23 protein-coding genes and 1 pseudogene are annotated in these 20,285 nt (G+C 62.8%); 17 read left to right on the forward strand and 7 right to left on the reverse strand.

Going from position 1 to position 20,285, the window contains the following annotated elements; translation table 11 throughout:
• Positions 1-122: 122 nt before the first annotated feature.
• From OKW35_RS23310 to OKW35_RS23320, 3 genes are all read left to right on the forward strand, one after another.
• Complete coding sequence (locus OKW35_RS23310) at positions 123-2,099, forward strand: sensor histidine kinase (protein ID WP_429553243.1); 1,977 nt, start codon at positions 123-125, stop codon at positions 2,097-2,099.
• The gene (locus OKW35_RS23315) at positions 2,096-2,719 is read left to right on the forward strand and encodes a response regulator transcription factor (RefSeq protein WP_429553244.1); all 624 of its coding nucleotides are present in this window, start codon (positions 2,096-2,098) and stop codon (positions 2,717-2,719) included. The genes OKW35_RS23310 and OKW35_RS23315 overlap by 4 nt, the downstream gene beginning before the upstream one ends.
• Positions 2,720-2,840: 121 nt before the next feature.
• A complete protein-coding gene (locus OKW35_RS23320; protein WP_429354189.1) occupies positions 2,841-3,197 on the forward strand; it encodes a response regulator in 357 nt (118 codons plus the stop codon).
• 187 nt (positions 3,198-3,384) lie between these two features.
• On the opposite strand, the gene OKW35_RS23325 is transcribed toward OKW35_RS23320, so the two are convergent.
• Positions 3,385-3,687: a hypothetical protein gene (locus OKW35_RS23325; RefSeq protein WP_429553245.1), complete on the reverse strand. Its 303-nt coding sequence runs from the start codon at positions 3,685-3,687 to the stop codon at positions 3,385-3,387.
• A 62-nt stretch (positions 3,688-3,749) separates the two neighbouring features.
• Here OKW35_RS23325 and OKW35_RS23330 point away from each other — a divergent pair, with 62 nt between their 5' ends.
• From OKW35_RS23330 to OKW35_RS23355, 6 genes and pseudogenes are all read left to right on the forward strand, one after another.
• Positions 3,750-3,977, forward strand: a complete 228-nt coding sequence (locus OKW35_RS23330; protein WP_429553246.1) for a hypothetical protein — start codon at positions 3,750-3,752, stop codon at positions 3,975-3,977.
• A gap of 22 nt (positions 3,978-3,999) precedes the next feature.
• A complete protein-coding gene (locus OKW35_RS23335; protein WP_429553247.1) occupies positions 4,000-4,350 on the forward strand; it encodes a helix-turn-helix domain-containing protein in 351 nt (116 codons plus the stop codon).
• A 41-nt stretch (positions 4,351-4,391) separates the two neighbouring features.
• On the forward strand, positions 4,392-4,616 hold the full coding sequence (locus OKW35_RS23340) for a hypothetical protein (protein WP_184063490.1): 225 nt from the start codon (positions 4,392-4,394) through the stop codon (positions 4,614-4,616).
• Between the two features lie 296 nt (positions 4,617-4,912).
• Positions 4,913-5,098 (forward strand): hypothetical protein, encoded by a 186-nt coding sequence (locus OKW35_RS23345; RefSeq protein WP_090807171.1) that lies wholly within the window; start codon positions 4,913-4,915, stop codon positions 5,096-5,098.
• Positions 5,099-5,279: 181 nt separating this feature from the next.
• Positions 5,280-5,747, forward strand: a complete 468-nt coding sequence (locus OKW35_RS23350; RefSeq protein ID WP_184063493.1) for a universal stress protein — start codon at positions 5,280-5,282, stop codon at positions 5,745-5,747.
• A 148-nt stretch (positions 5,748-5,895) separates the two neighbouring features.
• Positions 5,896-5,973 (forward strand): annotated as a pseudogene (locus tag OKW35_RS23355) (transposase); the annotation flags it as partial.
• A 30-nt stretch (positions 5,974-6,003) separates the two neighbouring features.
• Here the strand turns inward: OKW35_RS23355 and OKW35_RS23360 are convergent.
• Positions 6,004-6,936 carry a LysR family transcriptional regulator gene (locus tag OKW35_RS23360; protein WP_187618716.1) on the reverse strand — a complete coding sequence of 311 codons (933 nt, stop codon included), beginning with the start codon at positions 6,934-6,936 and terminating at the stop codon, positions 6,004-6,006.
• An 88-nt stretch (positions 6,937-7,024) separates the two neighbouring features.
• Here OKW35_RS23360 and OKW35_RS23365 point away from each other — a divergent pair, with 88 nt between their 5' ends.
• Positions 7,025-7,558: a hypothetical protein gene (locus OKW35_RS23365; RefSeq protein ID WP_090807165.1), complete on the forward strand. Its 534-nt coding sequence runs from the start codon at positions 7,025-7,027 to the stop codon at positions 7,556-7,558.
• Positions 7,559-7,831: 273 nt separating this feature from the next.
• Positions 7,832-8,644 carry a DUF4377 domain-containing protein gene (locus OKW35_RS23370; protein ID WP_429553248.1) on the forward strand — a complete coding sequence of 271 codons (813 nt, stop codon included), beginning with the start codon at positions 7,832-7,834 and terminating at the stop codon, positions 8,642-8,644.
• A 58-nt stretch (positions 8,645-8,702) separates the two neighbouring features.
• Here OKW35_RS23370 and OKW35_RS23375 read toward each other — a convergent pair whose 3' ends face one another.
• Positions 8,703-8,993, reverse strand: coding sequence for a hypothetical protein (locus OKW35_RS23375; protein ID WP_184025141.1), 291 nt, complete (start codon positions 8,991-8,993; stop codon positions 8,703-8,705).
• 110 nt (positions 8,994-9,103) lie between these two features.
• Between OKW35_RS23375 and OKW35_RS23380 the strand changes: the two genes are divergently transcribed.
• Entirely contained in the window at positions 9,104-10,069 is a 966-nt protein-coding gene (locus tag OKW35_RS23380) for a GlxA family transcriptional regulator (protein WP_429553249.1), read from the forward strand.
• Between the two features lie 243 nt (positions 10,070-10,312).
• Positions 10,313-12,037 (forward strand): tannase/feruloyl esterase family alpha/beta hydrolase, encoded by a 1,725-nt coding sequence (locus OKW35_RS23385; protein ID WP_429553833.1) that lies wholly within the window; start codon positions 10,313-10,315, stop codon positions 12,035-12,037.
• Positions 12,038-12,044: 7 nt separating this feature from the next.
• Here the strand turns inward: OKW35_RS23385 and OKW35_RS23390 are convergent, their stop codons facing one another.
• Genes OKW35_RS23390 through OKW35_RS23405 form a run of 4 tightly spaced genes read right to left on the reverse strand, consistent with a single transcriptional unit; the run spans position 12,045 to position 16,169 of the window.
• Positions 12,045-12,788 (reverse strand): energy transducer TonB, encoded by a 744-nt coding sequence (locus OKW35_RS23390; protein WP_429553250.1) that lies wholly within the window; start codon positions 12,786-12,788, stop codon positions 12,045-12,047.
• Complete coding sequence (locus OKW35_RS23395) at positions 12,781-13,179, reverse strand: ExbD/TolR family protein (RefSeq protein WP_184007118.1); 399 nt, start codon at positions 13,177-13,179, stop codon at positions 12,781-12,783. The genes OKW35_RS23390 and OKW35_RS23395 overlap by 8 nt, the downstream gene beginning before the upstream one ends.
• Entirely contained in the window at positions 13,179-13,802 is a 624-nt protein-coding gene (locus OKW35_RS23400) for a MotA/TolQ/ExbB proton channel family protein (RefSeq protein ID WP_090807159.1), read from the reverse strand. The genes OKW35_RS23395 and OKW35_RS23400 overlap by 1 nt, the downstream gene beginning before the upstream one ends.
• Positions 13,803-13,823: 21 nt before the next feature.
• Entirely contained in the window at positions 13,824-16,169 is a 2,346-nt protein-coding gene (locus OKW35_RS23405; protein ID WP_429553251.1) for a TonB-dependent receptor, read from the reverse strand.
• Between the two features lie 418 nt (positions 16,170-16,587).
• Here OKW35_RS23405 and OKW35_RS23410 point away from each other — a divergent pair, with 418 nt between their 5' ends.
• The 4 genes from OKW35_RS23410 (at position 16,588) to OKW35_RS23425 (ending at position 20,277) form a co-directional block, all read left to right on the forward strand.
• Complete coding sequence (locus tag OKW35_RS23410; RefSeq protein ID WP_090807156.1) at positions 16,588-17,010, forward strand: MarR family winged helix-turn-helix transcriptional regulator; 423 nt, start codon at positions 16,588-16,590, stop codon at positions 17,008-17,010.
• 83 nt (positions 17,011-17,093) lie between these two features.
• Complete coding sequence (locus OKW35_RS23415; protein ID WP_090807154.1) at positions 17,094-17,516, forward strand: MarR family winged helix-turn-helix transcriptional regulator; 423 nt, start codon at positions 17,094-17,096, stop codon at positions 17,514-17,516.
• Positions 17,517-17,597: 81 nt separating this feature from the next.
• On the forward strand, positions 17,598-18,698 hold the full coding sequence (locus tag OKW35_RS23420) for an HlyD family secretion protein (protein WP_429492605.1): 1,101 nt from the start codon (positions 17,598-17,600) through the stop codon (positions 18,696-18,698).
• Between the two features lie 7 nt (positions 18,699-18,705).
• Entirely contained in the window at positions 18,706-20,277 is a 1,572-nt protein-coding gene (locus OKW35_RS23425; protein ID WP_429553252.1) for a DHA2 family efflux MFS transporter permease subunit, read from the forward strand.
• The last annotated feature ends 8 nt before the right edge of the window (positions 20,278-20,285 follow it).

A 20,285-nucleotide genomic window follows, 5' to 3' on the forward strand; every position in this document is an offset into this window, starting at 1 on the left:
AGATGATCTGCTTTGCATATCAAAGAAACAGTAGTCCTTAGCGGACAATCAACTGATTAAAGCTGTTCGGATGGTAAAAGGCTCTGGCATAGTTAGCATGACGCACAAGTCCTGTCAGAGCCATGAAAGAGGAAAGCGCCCCGACGATCGTTGCGGCAGCCCGCGCGCGGCGAGCCTTCGCGCAGGCTCGCATTATGCATTGGGTGTTTCTGGTCATGCTCGGTTTCTGCACGTGCGCTAATGCGGAACACACCTGGCGGGTGGTCATTCTGCCAGGCGCGGACCCCACCCAGCCGGCGGCCCAGGAGCAGATTCGCGCGATACGCCATTCGATTGCCGCTGCCGCTCCGGGCGGTGTGGAGTTTTACACAGACTCACTTGACGATTTACGATTCGACAACGCCGAATTGATGCCGAGCTTTCTGGCGCTTCTGAAGAGGAAATACGAACATAAACAGGTCGACGTAGTGATCGGGTTAGCAGACTTTGCACTCGACTTTACGAAGCGCTACCACGACGAGATCTGGCCGGGCGTACCGGTCGTGATCTCCAGTGTCGCGGAAAGCCGGAAAAAAGACATTCCTGCGGCCTTCGCCTACGTGCCGACGGATTTCGATGTCGATGGGACTCTCGCGCTAGCGGAGACTCTTCAACCGGGCGCACGGCGTCTCGTCATAGTGTCCGGCTCGGCGAAACTGGACCTCCGGTTCGCGCAGCGCGCTGCCGATACGGCGCGTGCGCGCATGTCACGCCAGTGGACCGTCGATGTGTGGAGCGGCCTGGCCGTCCCCGAACTGCAGCAGCGCCTTGCCGCGCTCGACCGTAACGCGGCCGTCCTCTATACGACGATGTATCGCGATCGCACCGGTCGGACCTTTTTTCCCTACGAGGTCGTCGAGCCGATGGCAAAGGTCTCTGGCGCCCCGATATATGGCTGGTATCCCACCTATATCGGTCACGGGATGATGGCGGGTTCGGTAGTCAGCTTCGATGCCAACGGCCGTAATACCGGTGCGCTCGCCGCATCGATTCTGCTCGGCAAGGCGCCCCGCCAAGGTGCCGTCTCATCGGCCAGCATGTCTCACTGCATTGCGGACCTCGGGATGATCGAGAGTTTCGGGCTACACGCGACCGGACTGCCCGATGGTTGTGAGTTGATCAACGTGCGCCCTTCGCTCTGGCGGGAGTACCGGGTAATCGTGCTCGGCGCGGCTGCAGTTGTTTTGCTGCAGGCGCTGACCATTGCGGCTTTGCTCTGGCAGCGCAAGCGCCGCCGCATCGCCGAGGATGAAGCAACGCTGCGATCCGACGAACTGGCTCGCGCGGCACGGCTCGCTTCAGCGGGTGAACTGAGCGCATCTGTCGCACATGAAATCGGCCAGCCGCTTGGCGCGATTCTCAGCAATGCGGACGCGGCCGGCATGATGCTCGAAGACGAGCCCGAGGAGGACGAACTTCACTCTATCCTTGCGGACATACGTCGGGACGCGCTTCGCGCAAACCAGGTGGTGCAGCGACTTCGGGCGCTCCTGCAAAAGCATACACTCGACCTGGTCCCACTCGACCTCAATTCGGCGTTCGACGAAGGGCTGGCCTTGCTCGGTCTCGAAGCGCGACGCAGACGCATCGCCGTCGAGTCGAATCTAGCGGCGCAAGACGCCTGCGTGCTAGGCGACCGCGTGCAACTTCAGCAGGTACTGGTCAATCTCGTCATTAATGCAATGGACGCGATGGAGGAGACGCCCGTCGCGGAGCGCATTGTCTCCATCTCGACCCGGGTGGCGGGAACAGGCTACGAGCTGATCGTCGCCGACCGTGGGCACGGCATTCCGGCAGATGCCACAGAACGGCTCTTTGACTCGCTGTTCACGACCAAACCGCAGGGCATGGGACTTGGACTTTCGATTGTGCGCACTATCGTCTCAACGCACGGTGGACGGGTCTGGGGCGCGCCTCGAGACGGCGGCGGTAGTGTATTCACCGTGTGGCTGCCGTCCGTCGCGGGACACACGCTCTCGCCGGTTCGGGCAGAGTTCGATACATCCACTGAAAAGGCCGCCTTGAAGGCTCGGCCGATGCCGCAAGGAGGACAACCGTGATTGTTCACGCCGCAACGGTCATCCATGTCGTTGACGATGATCCCGCCATGCGCACCGCTTTGACGCGACTGCTGACTCAGGCAGGATATACAGTAAAGGGCTATCCGAGCGCCGGGGAATTTCTCGTCGCAGACTTTGACCCGTCGCGAGGCTGCCTGCTGCTGGACCTGGAGCTGCCCGGCCCGGGCGGCCTCGACTTGCAGCACGCGCTGCAACGGCTGGGCAGGCAGATGCCCATCGTCTTCATCAGCGCGCACCGTGATATTCCCAGAACGGTGATGGCGATCAAGGCAGGTGCATGCGACTTCCTCGTCAAGCCAATCGAGGCGCAGACTCTCTTCGCCGCGATAGACAATGCGCTCGCGGCCGCAGTCGTTGTTCCTTCTCCGGCCGAGCCGGGCAAACTGGCCGACGCACACCATCTGAACGCGCGCGAGCTTGTGGTACTGCGCGGCATTGTCGCTGGTCGCCTTAACAAGCAGATCGCCGCGGAACTGGCTGTGAGCGAACGAACCATCAAATCGTGCCGGGCCGACCTCATGCGCAAGCTGCACGCCAATTCGTTCGCCGATCTGGTGATACTGGCTGAGCCAATTGTTCGCGCACACGCCTCGACCTGAACCCGGCTTGCCCCAAAGGGCAACCGGATTGCCCCATGCCCTGATAGCGCCGGACCTTGGCTCACACGAAACTTGAGGCACGAGACCTTGGCGGGCAATGAACCATACCAGACAGTTGATCGTGATCGTCGAAGACGACGCCGGCATGGGTCGGGCATTGCAGCGCCTGTTGCGCGTTTCGGGCTTCGACATCCTGTTGTTCGGCAGCGCCGAGGCATACTCCCACGCGAATTGCATGCGCGTACCATACTGCCTTGTGCTGGACGTTCAACTGCCCGGTATTTCAGGGCCCCGATTCTACGAGCAGCTCGGTTATCGTCGTCCTCCAGCCGTGTTCATCACCTCGCACGACAATCCGGAAACGCGCAGCGCCGTCGCGTGCGCTGGCGGCCAGGAATTGCTGATCAAGCCGTTTGTAGCCAAAGATCTTCTCGACGCGATTTCGCGGGTGGCACCAGGCGGCGGTCCGGCTCCGTGACATCGCACTCCGGATATGCCGGCTGACCAGCTTTGAGAAATTTGCGCGACGTGACGTTCGATGTGGTATCGCGTCGGGCCGTAGCAAACTTGCAAGCGGACATTCAGGGCTGCCGGGCGATCGTCTCAAATTGGCCGGCCGGCGACATCCGCGTCAGTCTAGCGAATTCGCGCCGGCAATCCGGCCATCACGTTCCTTCGCCGTGGCTGTGCGGTCCAGATAAGCCCTGCGATTGCTGCTCCCACCGGGTGATTACATCAAGGCGGCGAAAACCATAACGCTGTTCGAGTGCGTGCTTCTGTTTTCTTCCGACCACCTGCGCGAGCCCTAGTCGCGCACTCAGGCGGTTCGGTCCATTGTGTAGCTCGTCCGGGTACATCTGTTCGGCCACCAGCCCTGGGACGATCGTCGGCGGCGGGCGCACATCGGACGGCATTGGGCGTAACGGTGTTGACTTTGCGATGGGGTTCAGTTCGTTGCCGGTATTCAAGTCAGTTCAGCCATAATGTAGAAAACGTCGCCGGAGTTCACCCGCTCATGAAGTCTCGTTGCTTGGCAGCAGTTCTCGTCGTTCTCGCTACCGGCTGCACATCGACTCCGGCGAACAATCAGCCGGCGGTCGATACGAACGTCTACATCCTGCATGTTCCAGACGGCGCACCGTCCGCTGACTCCACGTCAAGACCACCGAGACTCACTGTCGGCACCAGCTATTCCGACACGCAACTTATTCTGCCCTGGTTCCTCAATGACCTGATCGACTTCGTGAACTATCGCTAGTCTGGTGCGCGGAGGCACTCGGGTGCGTTCCTTCCTCGGCGAATCTACGGTTGAGCGTGCGTACAGATGTGTGCAATGCCTGCGCAAGATCCTGTATGGTTACCGGCTGCGCAATATTCTGTTCAAGATAGTCGCGCGTTTTAGCCACGATGGAACCGTGATGAAATGCGCTGAATGTCCAGTCTTCCAGCTCGTGAAAGACGGACCGCGAAGGGATATCGCTGTCCATCGGCTGACAAACTCGAACACGAACGTGGCAGTGCCGGCGTTCGATCTTGGCTTTTCCGACGCCACCGGTTTCTGCCGCGCATTTAAACATTGGACCGGCAGTAGTCCTTTTGACTATCGCAAGAGCACCCGTCAGGGTGAGTGATGAGAAAGAGTCATGTCTGACTATGTTTTAAACGATTTTGAATGCCCGTGTCGAACGGCTGGAACTGGGGCCGAACTACGCCAATCATCGGGCGCGTGTGCCGGACGACGGTGCATCAGTTGGCCAACGAGGGTAAGGCTTACGAGTACGACGAGACGGTGGCCCATTTGGCACTGTCATCGGACTACCCCGAGTCGATCCCGACGTTGCCCATTGACTGGCAGTTGCCGTGTGATGCTTTCAAGCAAGGCGCCGGCCCGCAGTAAGGCTATGTGCAATGATTCCATCAACCTACGACTCCCGCCCGCGTCCTCACGTGGGCCAGCGGGCGTTTCTTCCTGTGCTTTTTTCGGTGTGGTTCGGAACGCGGAATTTTCCTCGGTAGGCCCGCTTGCGTGCACCGCCAGCGGCAACAAAAGGCGCGCGGGGCGATCCTGTGGTTAGCGTGGCTAGAAACAGCGGGCGGGCGTGACAGTAGTGCTGGCGTGACAGCGCGTATGACTCAAATCGGCCAGGTGAACTATCATGGTAGAAGCTGTATTCATCAGCGCAGGAGCACATCATGACCTCCAATCCATCCGCTGAGCCGACCGGCACCTCTCTCGACCCCGCGAAAACTTCCGCCGGCAAGACTCGCCAGCCCGATCCGAAGGGCCTGAAAAATCCGGCCCCAGACGACCTTCCTAACGCCGACGCGGCAGAGCCCGAGCCTCACGAGCACCTCCCGTCCAGAAGCGACGACAACTGATTCAACACCGCAGGTGCCGACGTCGTCCGCATGACAATCCACGCGGCGGGTTCGCGAGTGGTTCGCGCATGCTTTCGCGCCGACGCCGTGAAGTCGGGGAGCGCTCGCGGTTCACGCAAATGGCTCGATGCATTTCGTCCAACAAAGTCACGGCCCAGTTTGAACCGCACAGGAGCAAATCATGCAGAACGTGCTGGTAGGTTATGACGGGTCGGCGTCCGCGCAATATGCGGTTGCTTTCGCGGTCGATCTCGCGAAGCGTTTCGACGCGCGCTTGCATGTGCTCGTCGTCGCGCGCACGCCGGACTGGGGTGCGATAGAAGTTGAGCGAAAAAATCTGATCGATCTGGAAGTGCGCCATGCCACCGCGATCCTCGACGACATCAAGGCGAAGCTCGCCGCTTCGATCGGGGCCGTGGAGTTCGATCTCGTGGTCGGCCCGCCGGCAAAGGAGATCGTGCTGTACGCGGAGCGGCATGCTATCGACCATCTCGTGGTGGGGCATCGCGGACATACGCCGTTCGATCGCTGGCTGATCGGTTCGGTCGCCCGCCAGGTGCTCGCCTACGCGCCGTGCGCGGTCACCATCGTGCGCGATCCGGCGACGATGAAAAAATCGCGGCACGAGAGCGAAGCACCATCGGCATAAAATCCGCAAACTGCTGCAGATGATGGGCTCAGGACAAACGCGACCGATCTCGCAAGCTGGAAGCGGCTTGAGCGTAGAGACGCTGAGAACGCTTGCGCTGACGAACAAAAGCTCGCATGGCCGCGCCTATCAGCTCGCTGCCAAAACGCCGGAGCTCATGAACCGCATGCTGATCGTGGGTTACTGCTTCGGTGTCCGGTCCGAGCGACGGCTATGCGAAGACCTTTGAGCTTCCTCGACGACATCATCAACTTCGTCAACTGTCGCCAGGCATCGAGCGCGGCGCGCGGCTCTTCACATGATCGATGAACGCACGCAGCTTCGGCATGATCTGGCGGCGGCTCGGATAGTAGAGAAACACGCCCGGGACCATCGGCGCGTACGCCTTCAGAACGTGCACCAGCTTTCCCGTTCGCAACCCCTCGGCGGCCATCGGCTCGGGTAGCTGGGCAAGGCCAACGCCTTCGATCGCCGCGCCCAGCACGCTCGCAAAATCGCTGGCGATGAAAGGACCGGAGACGGCGATCTCGATCGGCTGGCCGTTGTCGTTGAACGACCACAACGCGAGCGCGCCGCTGGAGCGCCGCCAGCGAATGCATGCATGCTCGCGCAGATCGTCCATTTGCTCGGGGCGGCCGCGCGCCGCGAAATAGGCAGGACTTCCCACGACGACAAAACGGAACGGTGCCGTGAGCGGCACCGCGACCATGTCGGCGGCGACGAACTGACCGAGCCGGATGCCGGCGTCGAAGCCTTCCGTCGCGAGATCGATCAGCTCCTTGCTGGCCGCTATTTCCACCTCGACCTCGGGATTGGCCTTGCAGAATGACGCGATCAGCGGCTCCAGCAGGATCGGCACGACTGCACGCGGCACGGAAAGACGCAACAGGCCGGACGGTCGCTCGCCGAGTCCGCGCGCCACCTCGCTGGCGGCGACGAGTTCCTCGAAGGCGGGCTTGGCCCGAGCGAGAAAGCGCTCGCCGGCTTCGGTCAAGCCGACGCTGCGCGTGGTGCGGATGAAGAGCGTCGCACCGAGGCGGGCTTCGAGCACACGCACCGCCTGACTGACGGCCGACGGCGTCACGCCCAGTTGCGCGGCGGCCCCGCGAAAACTGCGATGCTCGGCAACGCTGAGGAAGACTTCGACGCCGTCGAGCGCGCCCTGCCTGACTGTGAAGTTCTGCTTCATAGCCTGTCAACATTGTGAGGAATAGTCACCCGCGCGAGACGATGGTACACCTAACACCTGCGCATCCAACACTTGACAAGGAGGCACCATGTCATCGCGGCTTCTGTTCCAGTTGCACCTCGTTTTGGGCTATCTCGCCTGGCTGCTGTGCTTCGGCACCTACGTGTGGCCGAAGCTCAAGTCGATGGCTCCATTCGACGCGCAACGCGCGATCGCCACGTTGCACAGCTTCCGCTTCTTCGGGCTCGCCTTTCTGTTGCCTGGTGTCGTCAGTCCGCAACTGTCCGCGAGCTTCGCCGTGTTCGCCGCCTATGGGGATTTCGCCACGGGGGTGCTGGCGATGCTGGCGTTGCTGACGGCCCGGATACGTCCGCTTTTCTGGTCGTTCGTCGTCGCTTTCAATCTTGTTGGTATGGCCGACCTGATCATCGACTACTACCACGCAACCGCGGCCGATCTCCCCGCGCATGCAGGCGAGCTGGGCGCCTTGTACGCGATTCCGATCATCTATGTGCCGACGCTGGCGATCACGCATGTTGCCGCCTTCTATCTGATGTTGCGCCCTCGGCTGAAGCGGCGTCACGCCCGTCCTTCCGTCGGCCGTGACATCTCCCAGGCGTAGCCTGCTGCACTGGGCGCAGTTCGGCCACGTAACGAGGAATCCGATCAGCATCGAGCGACGTTTTTACGCCTTCCACCTGCGTTATGCTGTCGGTCGTCGAGTCGATGCTCGCGGCCTGAACGAAGCAGGTGCGCAATCCCGGCCTGATGCGGCCGGGTGGTACCCTTCACTGGCACTTCCGGCTTTCGTGCATGCGACCTGATTCTCGCGCCCCTTGGCCCGACGACGCGAGCAAACGCCCGGAACGACCACTGAACTCAGCGAGGTGCCGACGTGAAATACTGCATGCTATTTCTGCCGCTCGTTCTCGCCGCCTGCGCACAGGCACCGGAAGTGACAGCACCGGCGCCATCGGCAACCACGGCGGCCGCCAACCCGGCGTCGCCGACCGGCACCGATCTGTTGACCCGATACCACTGGCAACTGAACAACGCGATCGATCGCAATGGCACGCACATCGATGCCCTGTTCGTCCGCCCAGACAGGCCAGTGCAGCTCGACTTCAGTCCGTACCGGATCACCGTCGTCAATAGCTGCAACAGCATGGGAGCGGGTTACACCGTCAGGAAAGGGTATTTGCAGATCGGCCCGATGGTCAGCACGATGATGACCTGCCACGATGCCGCGCTTGCCGCACTCGACGATGCGATCTCGCAGCGTGTGCGCGGCAGCGTCAACGTGACCCTGCTCGCGCGGGACAACGCGCCGAGCCTGCAACTGGTCACCGATAGCGGCGACACGCTGAGCTTTACCGGTGTGCCCACGGCCGAGATGCGCTACGGCGGCCCCGGTCAAATAGCGTTCCTTGAAGTGGCGGCGCAGTCCGTGCCGTGCAACCATCCGTTGATGCCGAACGCGCAATGTCTGCTCGTGCGCGATCGCTTCTTCGACGAGCAGGGCCTGGCGACCGGCACGCCTGGTCCGTGGCACCCGTTGAATCAGGATATCGAAGGCTATACGCACACGCCGGGCATCCGTAACGTCGTGCGCGTGAAGCGTTTCACAGTCAGGAACCCGCCTGCCGATGGGCCGTCGGTCGCTTATGTGCTGGACCTGGTCGTCGAATCGGAGAAGGTCGGGCAGTAATGCTTCTTCAAACGTGCCGCCAGGCACATTGGCGGCACGGCTCCCCACCAGCGTGACTTCACCCCTTCTGAATCAGCCGCCCCAGCGGCGCGAGCGGTCCCACCGGCAGGTATTCATACTTCATCAGCCCGTCAGCCACGAGCGGCAACGCGTTGAGTATTGCCTTGGCCTCGTCGACCGACCCGACGTTCATCAGGAAAATCGGCCCGGCCTTGTCGCGGAACCAGAACTGCTCGACCTTGCCGTCGAGATAAAGCTGGAGCGTGGCCGGCACCTCGTGGGGCATGTGCTGCTGGAGCTTGTCCGGGGTGAGGGTCGGTTGTGCGGTTGCGATGGCGAAAACTTTCATCAGTGACCTCCTGGGTCGACGTTGGTTGCGATGTACAACGGGACTCACTGTAGCCCTCGGCCGGGAAAAGCTGTATCGTCGCAAATGACAACTTTAGGGGCATTTACGCCATGCGCATCGCCGTGCTCGCCTTGCAGGGGCTGTTCGACACCGGTCTCACCGTCATGCTCGACGCGTTCTCGCTCGCCAACCGGTTCGCGGCCGCGAAGATGGGCGGGCGGCCGCACTTCGAACTGTCGGTCGTCGGCGTGCGCAAGAAGGTTCGCTCAGGGCAGGGGCTGACCATCCCCGTGCAAGCGATCACCGCGGACCTGAAGCCGGACTGGGTGATCATTCCCGCGCTCAGTACCGGTACGCCGGAGCAACTGGTACCCGCGTTCGAGCGGCCGGACGTGCGCGACGCCAGGGCGCAGATGCTGGCATGGCATGCACAGGGCGCGTTGATCGCCGCGTCGTGCATCGGCACGTTCCTCGTCGCGGAAACCGGACTCCTCGATCATCGCGAAGCGACCACGACCTGGTGGCTGGGTCCATTGTTCCGGCAACGCTATCCGGCCGTGTTGCTCGACGAGTCGCGCATGCTGGTGCCATCGGACGTCGGTGTGACTGCGGGCGCGGCGATGGGGCATCTCGATCTCGCGCTGTGGTTGATCCGCCGCGCGAGCCCCGAGCTGGCTACGCTCGTGTCGCGCTACCTGCTCGCCGACCTGCGCTCATCGCAGGCGCCGTACATCATCCCGAACCATCTGGCTCAGGCCGATCCGCTGATTCAGCGTTTCGAGCGATGGGCGCGCGATCATCTGAAGGAAGGGTTCTCGCTGCAGCATGCTGCGGCCGCACTGGCGACGAGCGCGCGTACGCTGCAGCGTCGTTGCCAGGACGTGCTCGGCAAATCGCCATTGGCTTACTTTCAGGATCTGCGTGTCGAGTATGCGCAGTCGCTGCTGCATGGCAGCGGCCTCGGCATCGACGCGATTGCGGCCGAGGTCGGCTATGTCGACGGTGCCACGTTGCGCACGCTGTTGCGCCAACGGCTCGGCAAAGGCGTGCGCGATCTTCGTGCGGATCTGCGTTGAAGGCTATCGCGAGCGCGGCAGCGAGGCCGATTGCAAAGTCGACTCTTACGCGCTTTCCGGATCGCAACCGACGCCTGGCTGCAATGCATGCGTGGCCCGCCGGCGGCTCGCGGCACGCCGCTTGCTACGCACCGCATTGCCGTATACCTTCGCGCCTCACATCCCCCAGCGCAGACACGGCGTGCGAGATGAAGCCGACTCGTGCGACCGCGTCTCTAAACCAAGATGGAGACAGTCATGCTCATGCAGCGCGCCGTTCCGTCATCCTTCTCTTTTGTTCCGGTCATTTCCGTCGCGTCATTGCTCGCGGTTCTATCGTTGAGCGGCTGTGGGGGCAGTGACAACATTCAGTCGACCGCCGCCGCGCCGCTTGGCTGCGCGCAGTTGACCGGCAAGAACGTGCCGGCGTCAGCAATCGGTTTGCCGACCACTGGCGCGACTGTGACTGCGGCGACCGTGATGCCCGCGTCCGGCTCGGGCGCGCAAGCGACCGGCGAGTATTGCCTCGTCAGCGGCGCGATCAGTCCCGTCGATCCCGCGGCGCCGCAAATCAAATTCCAGATCGCGATGCCGACCAACTGGAACAGCAAGATCATGATGTTCGGCGGCGGCGGCTACGACGGCACGATTCCCGCGCCGACAGGCAACGTGCCGGCCGGCCCGACCGCGCAACTGACTCCGCTTGGCCGCGGCTACGCGGTGTTCGCGAGTGACTCGGGACACGAGGCCAATGCGCTCGGCAGCGAGGACGCGTCGTTCGGCGTGAACGACGAAGCGATGCAGAACTTCAACGGCGACGCACTGAAGAAAACCCGCGACGCGGCCGTCTATCTGATCGACGCGCGCTACGCGGTGAAGGCGCCGAAGCGGGCGTATTTCGCGGGCGGCTCGTCGGGCGGACGCGAGGCGCTGGCGGTGGTGCAACGCTGGCCGCAGGATTGGGACGGCTCGATCGTGCTGTATCCGGCATGGGCGGCCGCGAGCCTCGATCTGCAGTTCGGCCGCATCACGCGCGCACTGGCGGCGCCGGGTGCCTATCTCGACCAGGCGAAGCGCAAGGTGCTGCTCGACACGGTGCTCGCGAGTTGCGACGCGCTCGACGGCGTTGCCGACGGTCTGATCAGCAACGTCGCCGCGTGCAACGCGACCTTCAATCCCGCGACGGCGACGCTGAACGGCACGCCGCTGCGTTGCGCGGGCGGCGCGGATACCGGCAACACCTGTCTGTCCGACGCGCAGATCGCGGCGCTGAACGTGTACAACACGCCGATCACGTTCGGCTACACCCTCGCGAGCGGCGAGACGCAGTATCCGGGCTTCAACGTGTACGGCGCCGATCTCGGCATCGCGAATCCTTCGGCGTTGCAGCCGACAGTGACCACGCTCGCGCTCGGCATGTCACAGCCCGCATCGCCGATGCCCACGACCGCGCCGTATCTGAGCGTGTTCTGGGACCAGTGGATCCGCTACTTCGTCACGCGCGACCCGAACTACAACTCGCTCGCCGTCGATCCGCAGAATCCGGGCAGTCTGCAGGCGCGCATCAGTCAGCTGACGGGCCTGCAGGACGTCAACAAGACGGATCTGTCGGCCTTCAATGCGAAGGGCGGCAAGATCCTGATGGCGCACGGCATGGCCGACGCGCTCGTCAGCACGCGTTCGACCGAGCAGTACTATCAGCGTCTGCAAGCGACGATGGGCGTGTCCACCGTGGCGAACTTCGTGCGCTTCTACGAGATTCCCGGCTATGGCCATGCGCTCAGCACCGTGTTCAACGCCTCGTGGGATTCGCTGACGACGCTCGAAAACTGGGTCGAAAACGGCGTGGTGCCGCCCGCGCAGATCGTCGCCGATACGGCGGGCGTGCCCGGACGCACACGGCCGCTGTGCCAATATCCGACCTTTCCGCGCTATAACGGCTCGGGCGACGTGAACGTCGCGGCGAATTTCACCTGCGCAAGCCAGTAGGCGCTGTTCAACTGACGTTGAAATGCACGCGGATGTTTTGCGTGCTTTCGACGGGCCGGCCATCGCGCAGCGCGGGAAAAAAGCGCCAGCGCCGCAACGTGTCGAGCAGCAACTGATTGAGACGGGGGTTCGGCGTCGCGTGAATGAGCTCGACATCGACCGAGCCGTCGGCGTGGATCGTGAAGCGGGCTGTCGCGATCGTCTGATAGGCCTGCTCGCGCAAGTCGTCGGGCAGCGTCGGTAGCGGTTGCGATATGGAGCGGGCGGCGGTGTTGGAGCTTGCCGAGGCGGCTGGAGCGGCGTCGTGCTGTGCGGACGATTTCTGCGATCCCGCGGCGGCCGTTTGTTCCGGCTGATCATCTTGCGACGGGCGTTGTGCCTGACTAGCAACCGGTACCGACGGCGCTGCGGCAGCGGGCGTCGTCAGCGTCTGCGGCCTGGTTGGCACAGGCGGCACCGCGCGATGCGCTGAGGTACGCGATTGCGTCTGCGCGTGCCGTGGCGCCTGTTCCGCTGGAACCGCAACCGGAGTTTGCGACGGACGGGATTCAGGCGGCGCAGGCTCGTCGAGCACGACCACGCGCATATCCAGTGGAGCAGGCGGTGGGGCTGGCTGACTCGACTTCAGCAACCCGGACGACAGCGCCACCAGCACCAGAAGCCAGATACCCAGCGAGATCAGACAAGCGACGGCGGTACCCAGCGGTCCCACAACGTGCCCCCCGAACAGCTCGCGGCAAGCTTTAATCACGATGCACGGCGATCAGAAAGTGTTCGGCGCCCGCGCGTCGCGCCGCGAGCATGGCCTGCACGACCGCGCCGTGACCCGCGTGATCGTCGGCCGCGATGACGACGTTGCCGTCCGCGCGCAGCAGGCGCTTCACTTCAGGCTCGATCTGATCCGCGCGAACGACGTGGCGATTGACCGAGACCTCGTCGTTGCCATTCACCGATATCGTCAGCGGCTCGCTCGTGCTGATCGGCTGCGCGCGTCCCGAAGGCAGATTGATCCGCACCGCGTCGAGACGTTGCATCGCCAGCGAGGCGAGCATGAAGGTCGCGAGCAGAAAAAACATCACGTCGATCATCGGAATGATTTCGATGCGGCCGCGCCGCGAGGCGCGCGAGCGTTTGAGTTTCATCAGCGCTCGCCTCGCGCCTCTTGTTGCAGGCGCAGCGCGCTGAGTCGCGCGTTGGCGAATAGTTCGAGTTCATCCATCAGACGCTCGAGCCGCCGTGAAAAATAGTTGAACGCGAACAGTGCGAAGACCGCGACGATGAGTCCGATCGCGGTCGCCACCAGCGACTGCGCCACCCCGCCCGTGACGCCGCCCGGATCGACGAGCCCATTGCCGCCGAACAGCTGGAATGACTTCATCATCCCGACGATCGTGCCGAGCAAGCCGAGCAGCGGCGCCGCCGTGACGATCGTCTCCAGTAGCCACAGACCGCGGCCCATGTCGCGCTCGATCTGTGACGCGATCGATTGCGCCGACGCCTCGCGCAGCCACAGCGGCGAGTCTGATTCCGACAGCCACGGTGCGGCCATGCGCCGAAACGCGTGGTGCGGCGCGAGGCGGTCGAGACGGTTGTCATCGGCTGACGACGTGGGTTGCAAAACACGCGCCGGTGCGCTTGCGAAGCGGGCAAACACATACGCCCGCTCGATGATGATGGTCAATGCGAGCACGCCGAGCACGCTGAGCGGATACATGATCCATCCGCCGGTGCGCATCGCCGCGATAAAGCCTGTCCATTCCTGCATGATGATTCTCCCTGCCGTCGATCAGAAGTACTTGGTCACGCCCGCATAAACCGCGAAATGCGGACCGTACTGCGGCGCGCCGACGCCGATGCCCGAGCCGTCACGCAACTCGTACACGCGGTTGAATGCGTTGATCACCACCAGACGCGCGTCGAACTTGCCGATCATCGGCTCGTTGAAGTGCTGGATTACGCCGAGGTTGAACTGCGCATAGACGGGCAGGCGGTCGGTGTTCGCAAAGCCGCTGCGCAGGCCGGAGCCGACGATTCCGTCGAACGTGAAGGTGGTTTGGTGGAAGTCGTATGCCGCGCCGAACGATGCGGTCACGCGCTGGTCGTGATCGAGGTACACCCAGTTGTTCGAGATGTACGCCAGTTCGTCCGCACCGAAATTGAACTGCGCGGAGTTGATGTTCTTGCCTTGCGCGCGGCTATACGCGAGGTTCAGATACGCGGAGAGATTGTCCTGTTTGTAGTTGGCGGTGAATTCGACGCCATACGTTCTGCCGTACTGGTAGTTGAACGGCGTGTAGATCAGCGCGGAGCCGAACTGTCCTTCGTCGAGCAGGTCGGTCGATTTCTTGTAGTACGCGTCGAGTCCGAGCGTGACCGCAGGGCCGAGTTTCTGCGTGATGCCGAGATCGAAATAGTGGCTGCGTTCCGGCTGTACGGGATCGTTCTGTGTTACCGAACTCTGATTCGTCGTGCCGTCGAACTTCGATATCGTCGAGCCGGACACGAGTTCGAACGGCGGCGGCGTGAAGTAGCGCGCGTAGCCGGCGTGCAGCGTCGTCGACGACGTGAGCGTGTAGACGAGGCCGACGCGTGGGCTCAACTGGCTCGCGCTCGTGTACTCGTCCATGCGGTCGTAGCGCAAGCCATAGTTCAGCGTGAGCCGGTCGGTCAGCTTCCATTCGTCCTGCGCGTACAGGCTGTACAGATAGCCGGTCTTGCTGCTGCTGTCCTGGATGTTGAAGGGCACGTCGGAGAGCTGGTTGCCGTCCGCGTCGGCGGGGAACACAGACACGTTATTGTCGAATATCGCGTGTTCCTGCTGGAAGAAGACGCCCGCGCGAACCGTGTGACTGTCGTTGATGCGCCAGGTCGTATCGACCTGCACGCCGTTGGCTGTGTTGCTATGGAAGTCCTCCGATGCTACCCCGTTGAACATGAGGTCGCCGATCGGATCGGGGTTGAACTTCGTGCGCGTATAGCGCGTAAAGAAGGCGACCTGGTAATCGAGCGCGCCGCCGTTGGTGCCTTGAAGCGCGAGCGCCGCGAAATTGTTCAGCTCCGATTGCGTTTCGTTCAGTTGCGACGAATCGAACGTGCTGTGGCCGTTGAGCGCGAAGTTCGGCGTGAGCCCCGGCGTGTTCGGAATCTCGAACTGGTTGCTGGTCGCGCCGAACAACAGACTCACACGAGTGAGCGGATTGATCAGATACGACAGATAGCCGAATGCATTGCCCTGGCGCGTGTGATCGTGAATCGCACTGGCGCTCGCCGTCGGATTCTCGATGCCGAGATTGTTCATGCCGAGCGAGCCGCTCAGGTAGTAGCTGAACGGTCCCTCGCTGCCGAACACGTCGGCGCTCGTTTTGACGGTCTGATGGCTGCCGCCGAATACGTCGATCGAGCCGCCGCTGCCCATGTCGCCCGATTTGGTGCGGATGTCGACGATACCGGCCGTGCGGTAGCCGTACTGCGCGGGCAGGGCGCCAGTGAGCAGGTTCATTTGATCGATGATGCGCGTGTCGAGCGACTGGCCGAAGCCGCTGATCGGCTCCGGAATGATGATGCCGTTGATCCGGTATTGCAAATTGGCGTGCTCGCCGCGCACGTGCAGCTGGCCGTACGAGTCGTTGGCGACGCCGGGCGCTTGCAGCAGCACCTGATTGAGCGGCGTGTTCGCGCCCGCCGGCATCGTGGCGATATCCGCCTGAGTGAAGCGATAGACGCTGCTGCCCGTTTCGGGCAGCAAGCCGTTGCGGGCAGCGTTCAGACGTTGTGCGTTGACCTGTACATCGAGTGTGTCGCTCTTTTGCAGTTGTACGCTGACGCTCGCCGGGGCGCCGGACTGGGCGGTCGCGATGCTGCTGCCGCTTGCAAAACCGGCCGCGGTGACGACGACCGCATACGTGCCGGGCGCCACGCCGTCGATCGAGAAGTGGCCCGACGTGTCCGTGTTCGACGCGCCGATGGAGGCGCCGCTCGCGTCCTGTACCTCCACTTTCGCGTGAGCGACGGGATGGCCCGCGGGATCGGAGACCGTGCCCGTCAATATGGCGTTGCCTGGCGCGCCCCATGCGTTCGAGATGGCGGTACAGAACACGATCGCCGCCTGTGCGGTCAGTGTGCGGTTTTTCATTGTTGTTGCTCGCGCTAAGGACGATGCGTTGATAAATAGAAGCGTTCGGCAAAAGCTCACCCACCTCGCCCCTGGCCGGCAGGGGAAGGACAGGCGAACTGGAGGTTGACGACGCGCGATAGCAGGCCCGTCGATCAGGCCTACTTTTTGATGAGAACGGTAATGGCGATGACGGTCATAAGTGGTCGTTGAGCATGGACTGTCCGCTCATAGGTCGGACGGATTTTGTTGGGCGTCGCGGTGGGCCGGTGTGAAAAACGGCAGGGCTGGAGCGCCAATTTTTGGTCATGTTATAACATAACAATTACAGCTGGCAAGTCGCAAGATGAAGGCGCGCCGTAGCGCAACGGGTGAGGCATTTGCCCGTTGCCATTCGAAAAACTTGACGCAGTGCATATGCACACATAAACTTCGCTCCATGAACCGTCCTCTCTCCTACGACGAATGCAACTGCTTCGCGCTGCGCCAGGCGGCGCGGCACGTCACGCAGATGTACGAGCGCCATCTCGGCAGCGTCGGGCTGACCGCTGCGCAGTTCACGATCCTCGCCAAGCTCGCGCGCACACCGAACCTGCCTATGGCGGAGCTCGCGGACGCGATGGTGATGGAGCGCACCACGCTGGTCCGCGCGATGAAGCCCCTGCAGCGCGACGGCCTCGTGCTGGCCGAGGCGGCGGACCACGACAACCGCACGTTGCTGTTCAGCCTGACGGAAAAAGGCGAGACGACGTTCGATCAGGCCTCCGTCGCATGGCGCGCCGCGCAGGACGAATTCGAAAAGAAGTTCGGCCGCGCCCGCGCAAAGACGCTGCGTACCGAGCTGTTCAGCATCACCGGTTAGATCGCGCGTAGGAACCCGCTTCGGCGGGTTTTCTGACGCCTCTTAATGTGCATATGCACTAACGAGCAAAGGAAGTGCAGCGAATGGAAGCGCTTTTCGACGACGACTGCTTTGCGATCCGCCAGGCCGCGCGTCACATATCGCAGATCTACGACCGGCACCTGTCGAATGTCGGGCTGACCATCACGCAGTTTTCGCTGCTGGGGCGCCTGAAGCGCACCGGTCCGATGACGATGAAGCAGATTGCAGAGGCCATGCGCATGCAGCGCACCACGCTGGTCCGTACGATTCAACCGCTGCGACGCGACGGGCTGGTGTCGAGCGAGGCGATGGGCGCGGATGCGCGCGCGCTGCTGATCTCGCTGACCGCCGCGGGCGAAGAGCGGCAAGACGCAGGCCGCGCTCATTGGTATGCCGCACAGGCCGAGTTCGAGCACCGCTTCGGCGAGGAGCGCGCGGCTGCACTGCGCACCGAGCTGTTTGCGATCACCCGGGATACGCTTTGACATAAACGCTGAAGATAGCGGAGGCCGGCGCACTGCGCCGTTTTTTTCAATCTGAAGAGTGCATACGCACATATCGACACCATGTCCACAACTCCTTCGACCGTCGCGCCGCCAAGCGCGGTACAACCCGCCAGACAGGTGCGGCGTATCCCGTGGATGCTGCTCGCGATCCTCTCCGTTCTCGTCGTGTTGGCGCTGGCCACTTCGTACTGGTTTTTCGTCGGCCGCTTCGTCGAGAGCACCGACGATGCGTACGTCGGCGGCGACGTCACGGTGATGGCGCCGAAGGTCAACGGCTTCGTCACCGACGTGCTCGTGCACGACAACGAGTTCGTGCACGCCAACCAGGTGCTCGTGCGTCTCGATGCCCGCGACTACGACGCGCGCCTCGCCCAGGCCAGCGCTGAAGTCGAGAGCGCGCAGGCCGCCGTCACCGAACTCGAAGCGAAGAAATCACTGCAACTCGCGGCGATCAACGAGCAGGCCGCCGAGGTCCGCGCGTCGGGCGCCGAGCTCACACGCAGCGCCGCCGACCAGACGCGCTACCGCGAGCTCGTGAAAGACGACGCGGTGTCGAACCAGGTCGTCGAGAAGGCCGACGCCGATCTGGCCAAAGCGCGCGCCGCGGTCGATCGCAGCAGCGCGGCGCTGCTCGCGGCGCAACGCCAGATCGCGGTGCTCGACGCTCAGATCGGCGACGCGAAAGCGCGCATCGCGACCGCGCAGGCCGCGCAGCGCGTTGCCGCGTTGAACGTCGAGTACACGACGATCCGCTCGCCGATCGATGGCTATGTCGGCAATCGCACGGCTCGCGTTGGGCTGCTCGCCAACACGGGCGTGTCGCTGCTGACCGTCGTGCCGGCGAGCGGTTTATGGATCGACGCGAACTTCAAGGAAGATCAGCTGCGCAAAATGCATTCGGGCGACAGCGTCGACGTCGAACTCGATGCGTCGAGCACGACGCTGCACGGCGTGGTCGACAGTCTTGCACCGGCGACCGGTGCGACCTTCAGCGTCTTGCCGGCGGAAAACGCGACCGGCAACTTCACGAAGATCGTGCAGCGCGTGCCGGTGCGCGTGCGCCTCGACGTGCCGAAGGACATGCAGGGCGTGCTGCGTCCGGGCCTGTCCGCGACCGTGAAAGTGCACCTCGATGCGGGCCATCCGGCCGCGCAGGGATGAACCGATCATGGCTCACGCTTTTGACAACCCCGCCGACCAGCCGACCCGCACCAAGGTCTTCGCATTCGCGCTGATGTGCCTCGGTTTTTTCATGGCGACGCTCGATATCCAGATCGTCGCATCGTCGCTGCGCGATATCGGCGGCGGACTGTCCGCCAGTCAGGATGAACTCTCCTGGGTGCAGACCTCGTATCTGATCGCGGAGATCATCGTGATTCCGATGTCGGGGTGGCTCACGCGCGTGTTCTCGACGCGCTGGGTCTTCACCTTCTCCGCGTTCGGCTTCACGGTCACCAGCATGCTGTGCGGTCTCGCGTGGGACATCAACTCGATGATCCTGTTTCGCGGTCTGCAAGGCGCGCTCGGTGCCGCAATGATCCCGACCGTGTTCACGACCGCGTTCGTGCTGTTTCCCGGCAAGCAGCGTTTGATCGCGTCGACGACGATCGGCGCGCTTGCGTCGCTTGCGCCGACGATCGGCCCGGTGATCGGCGGCTGGATCACGTCGCAATGGTCGTGGCACTGGCTGTTCTATCTGAACCTGGTACCGGGCGTCGCCGTCACGCTGTTGGTGCCGAAGTACGTGCATATCGACAAGGTCGATCTGTCCTTGCTGAAAAAGGGCGACTACTTCGGCATCTTGCTGATGTCGGGTTTTCTCGGTTGCCTCGAATACGTGCTCGAAGAGGGACCGCGCAAAAACTGGTTCGGCGACGACGTGATCGTGCTGTGCGCGTGGGTCGCGGCCATCTGCGGGTTTCTGTTCCTCGTGCATGCGTTCACCGCGAAGGAACCGATCGTCGATCTGCGCGCACTGGCGTTGCGCAATTTCGGTATCGGCAGTCTGCTGTCGTTCATTACCGGGATCGGCATCTTCTGCACCGTGTTTCTGACGCCGGTGTTTCTTGCGCGCGTGCGCGGCTTCGATTCGTTGCAGATTGGTCTCGCGTTGCTGTCCGTTGGCTGTTTTCAGCTGCTCGCGCTGGCCGCCTACTCGACGCTCGCGCGCTTCGTCGATATGCGCATGCTGATGGTGTTCGGACTCGCGCTGTTTGGCATCGGCTGCTATCTGTACGTGCCGTTGACGAACCAATGGGGCTGGCAGCAGTTGCTGATTCCGCAAGCGTTGCGCGGAATTGGCCAGCAATTCTGTATTCCGCCGATCGTGACGATGGCGCTGGGTGCGTTGCCGCCGTCGCGGCTGCGCTCCGCCAGCGGGCTGTTCAATCTGATGCGCAATCTCGGCGGTGCGATCGGCATCGCGGTCAGCAGCACGATGTTGAACGACCGTCTGAACCTGCACTACGAACGGCTCGACGAACATCTGAATGCGGGCCGTCCGGTCGTCGAATCGATCTTGCAGAAGCAGGCCGAGTATCTGTCGGCCGTTGGTGGTGACGTCTTGAACGCCGCGAGTGCGGGGCTCGCCGAATTGCACGCGGCATTGATGCGCGAAGCGCTGGTGCTCGCATTCTCGGACGCCTTTCTGGCGGTTGCGCTGTGCTTCGTGGTCGGCTTGCTGAGCGTGCTGTTTTCGCGCCCGTTCGGCAACACCGCGCCACCGCCCGATGCCCATTAGGAGACCAA

The sequence above is a fragment of the Paraburkholderia sp. MM5477-R1 genome, from assembly GCF_050436385.1.
Lineage (GTDB): Bacteria > Pseudomonadota > Gammaproteobacteria > Burkholderiales > Burkholderiaceae > Paraburkholderia > Paraburkholderia tuberum.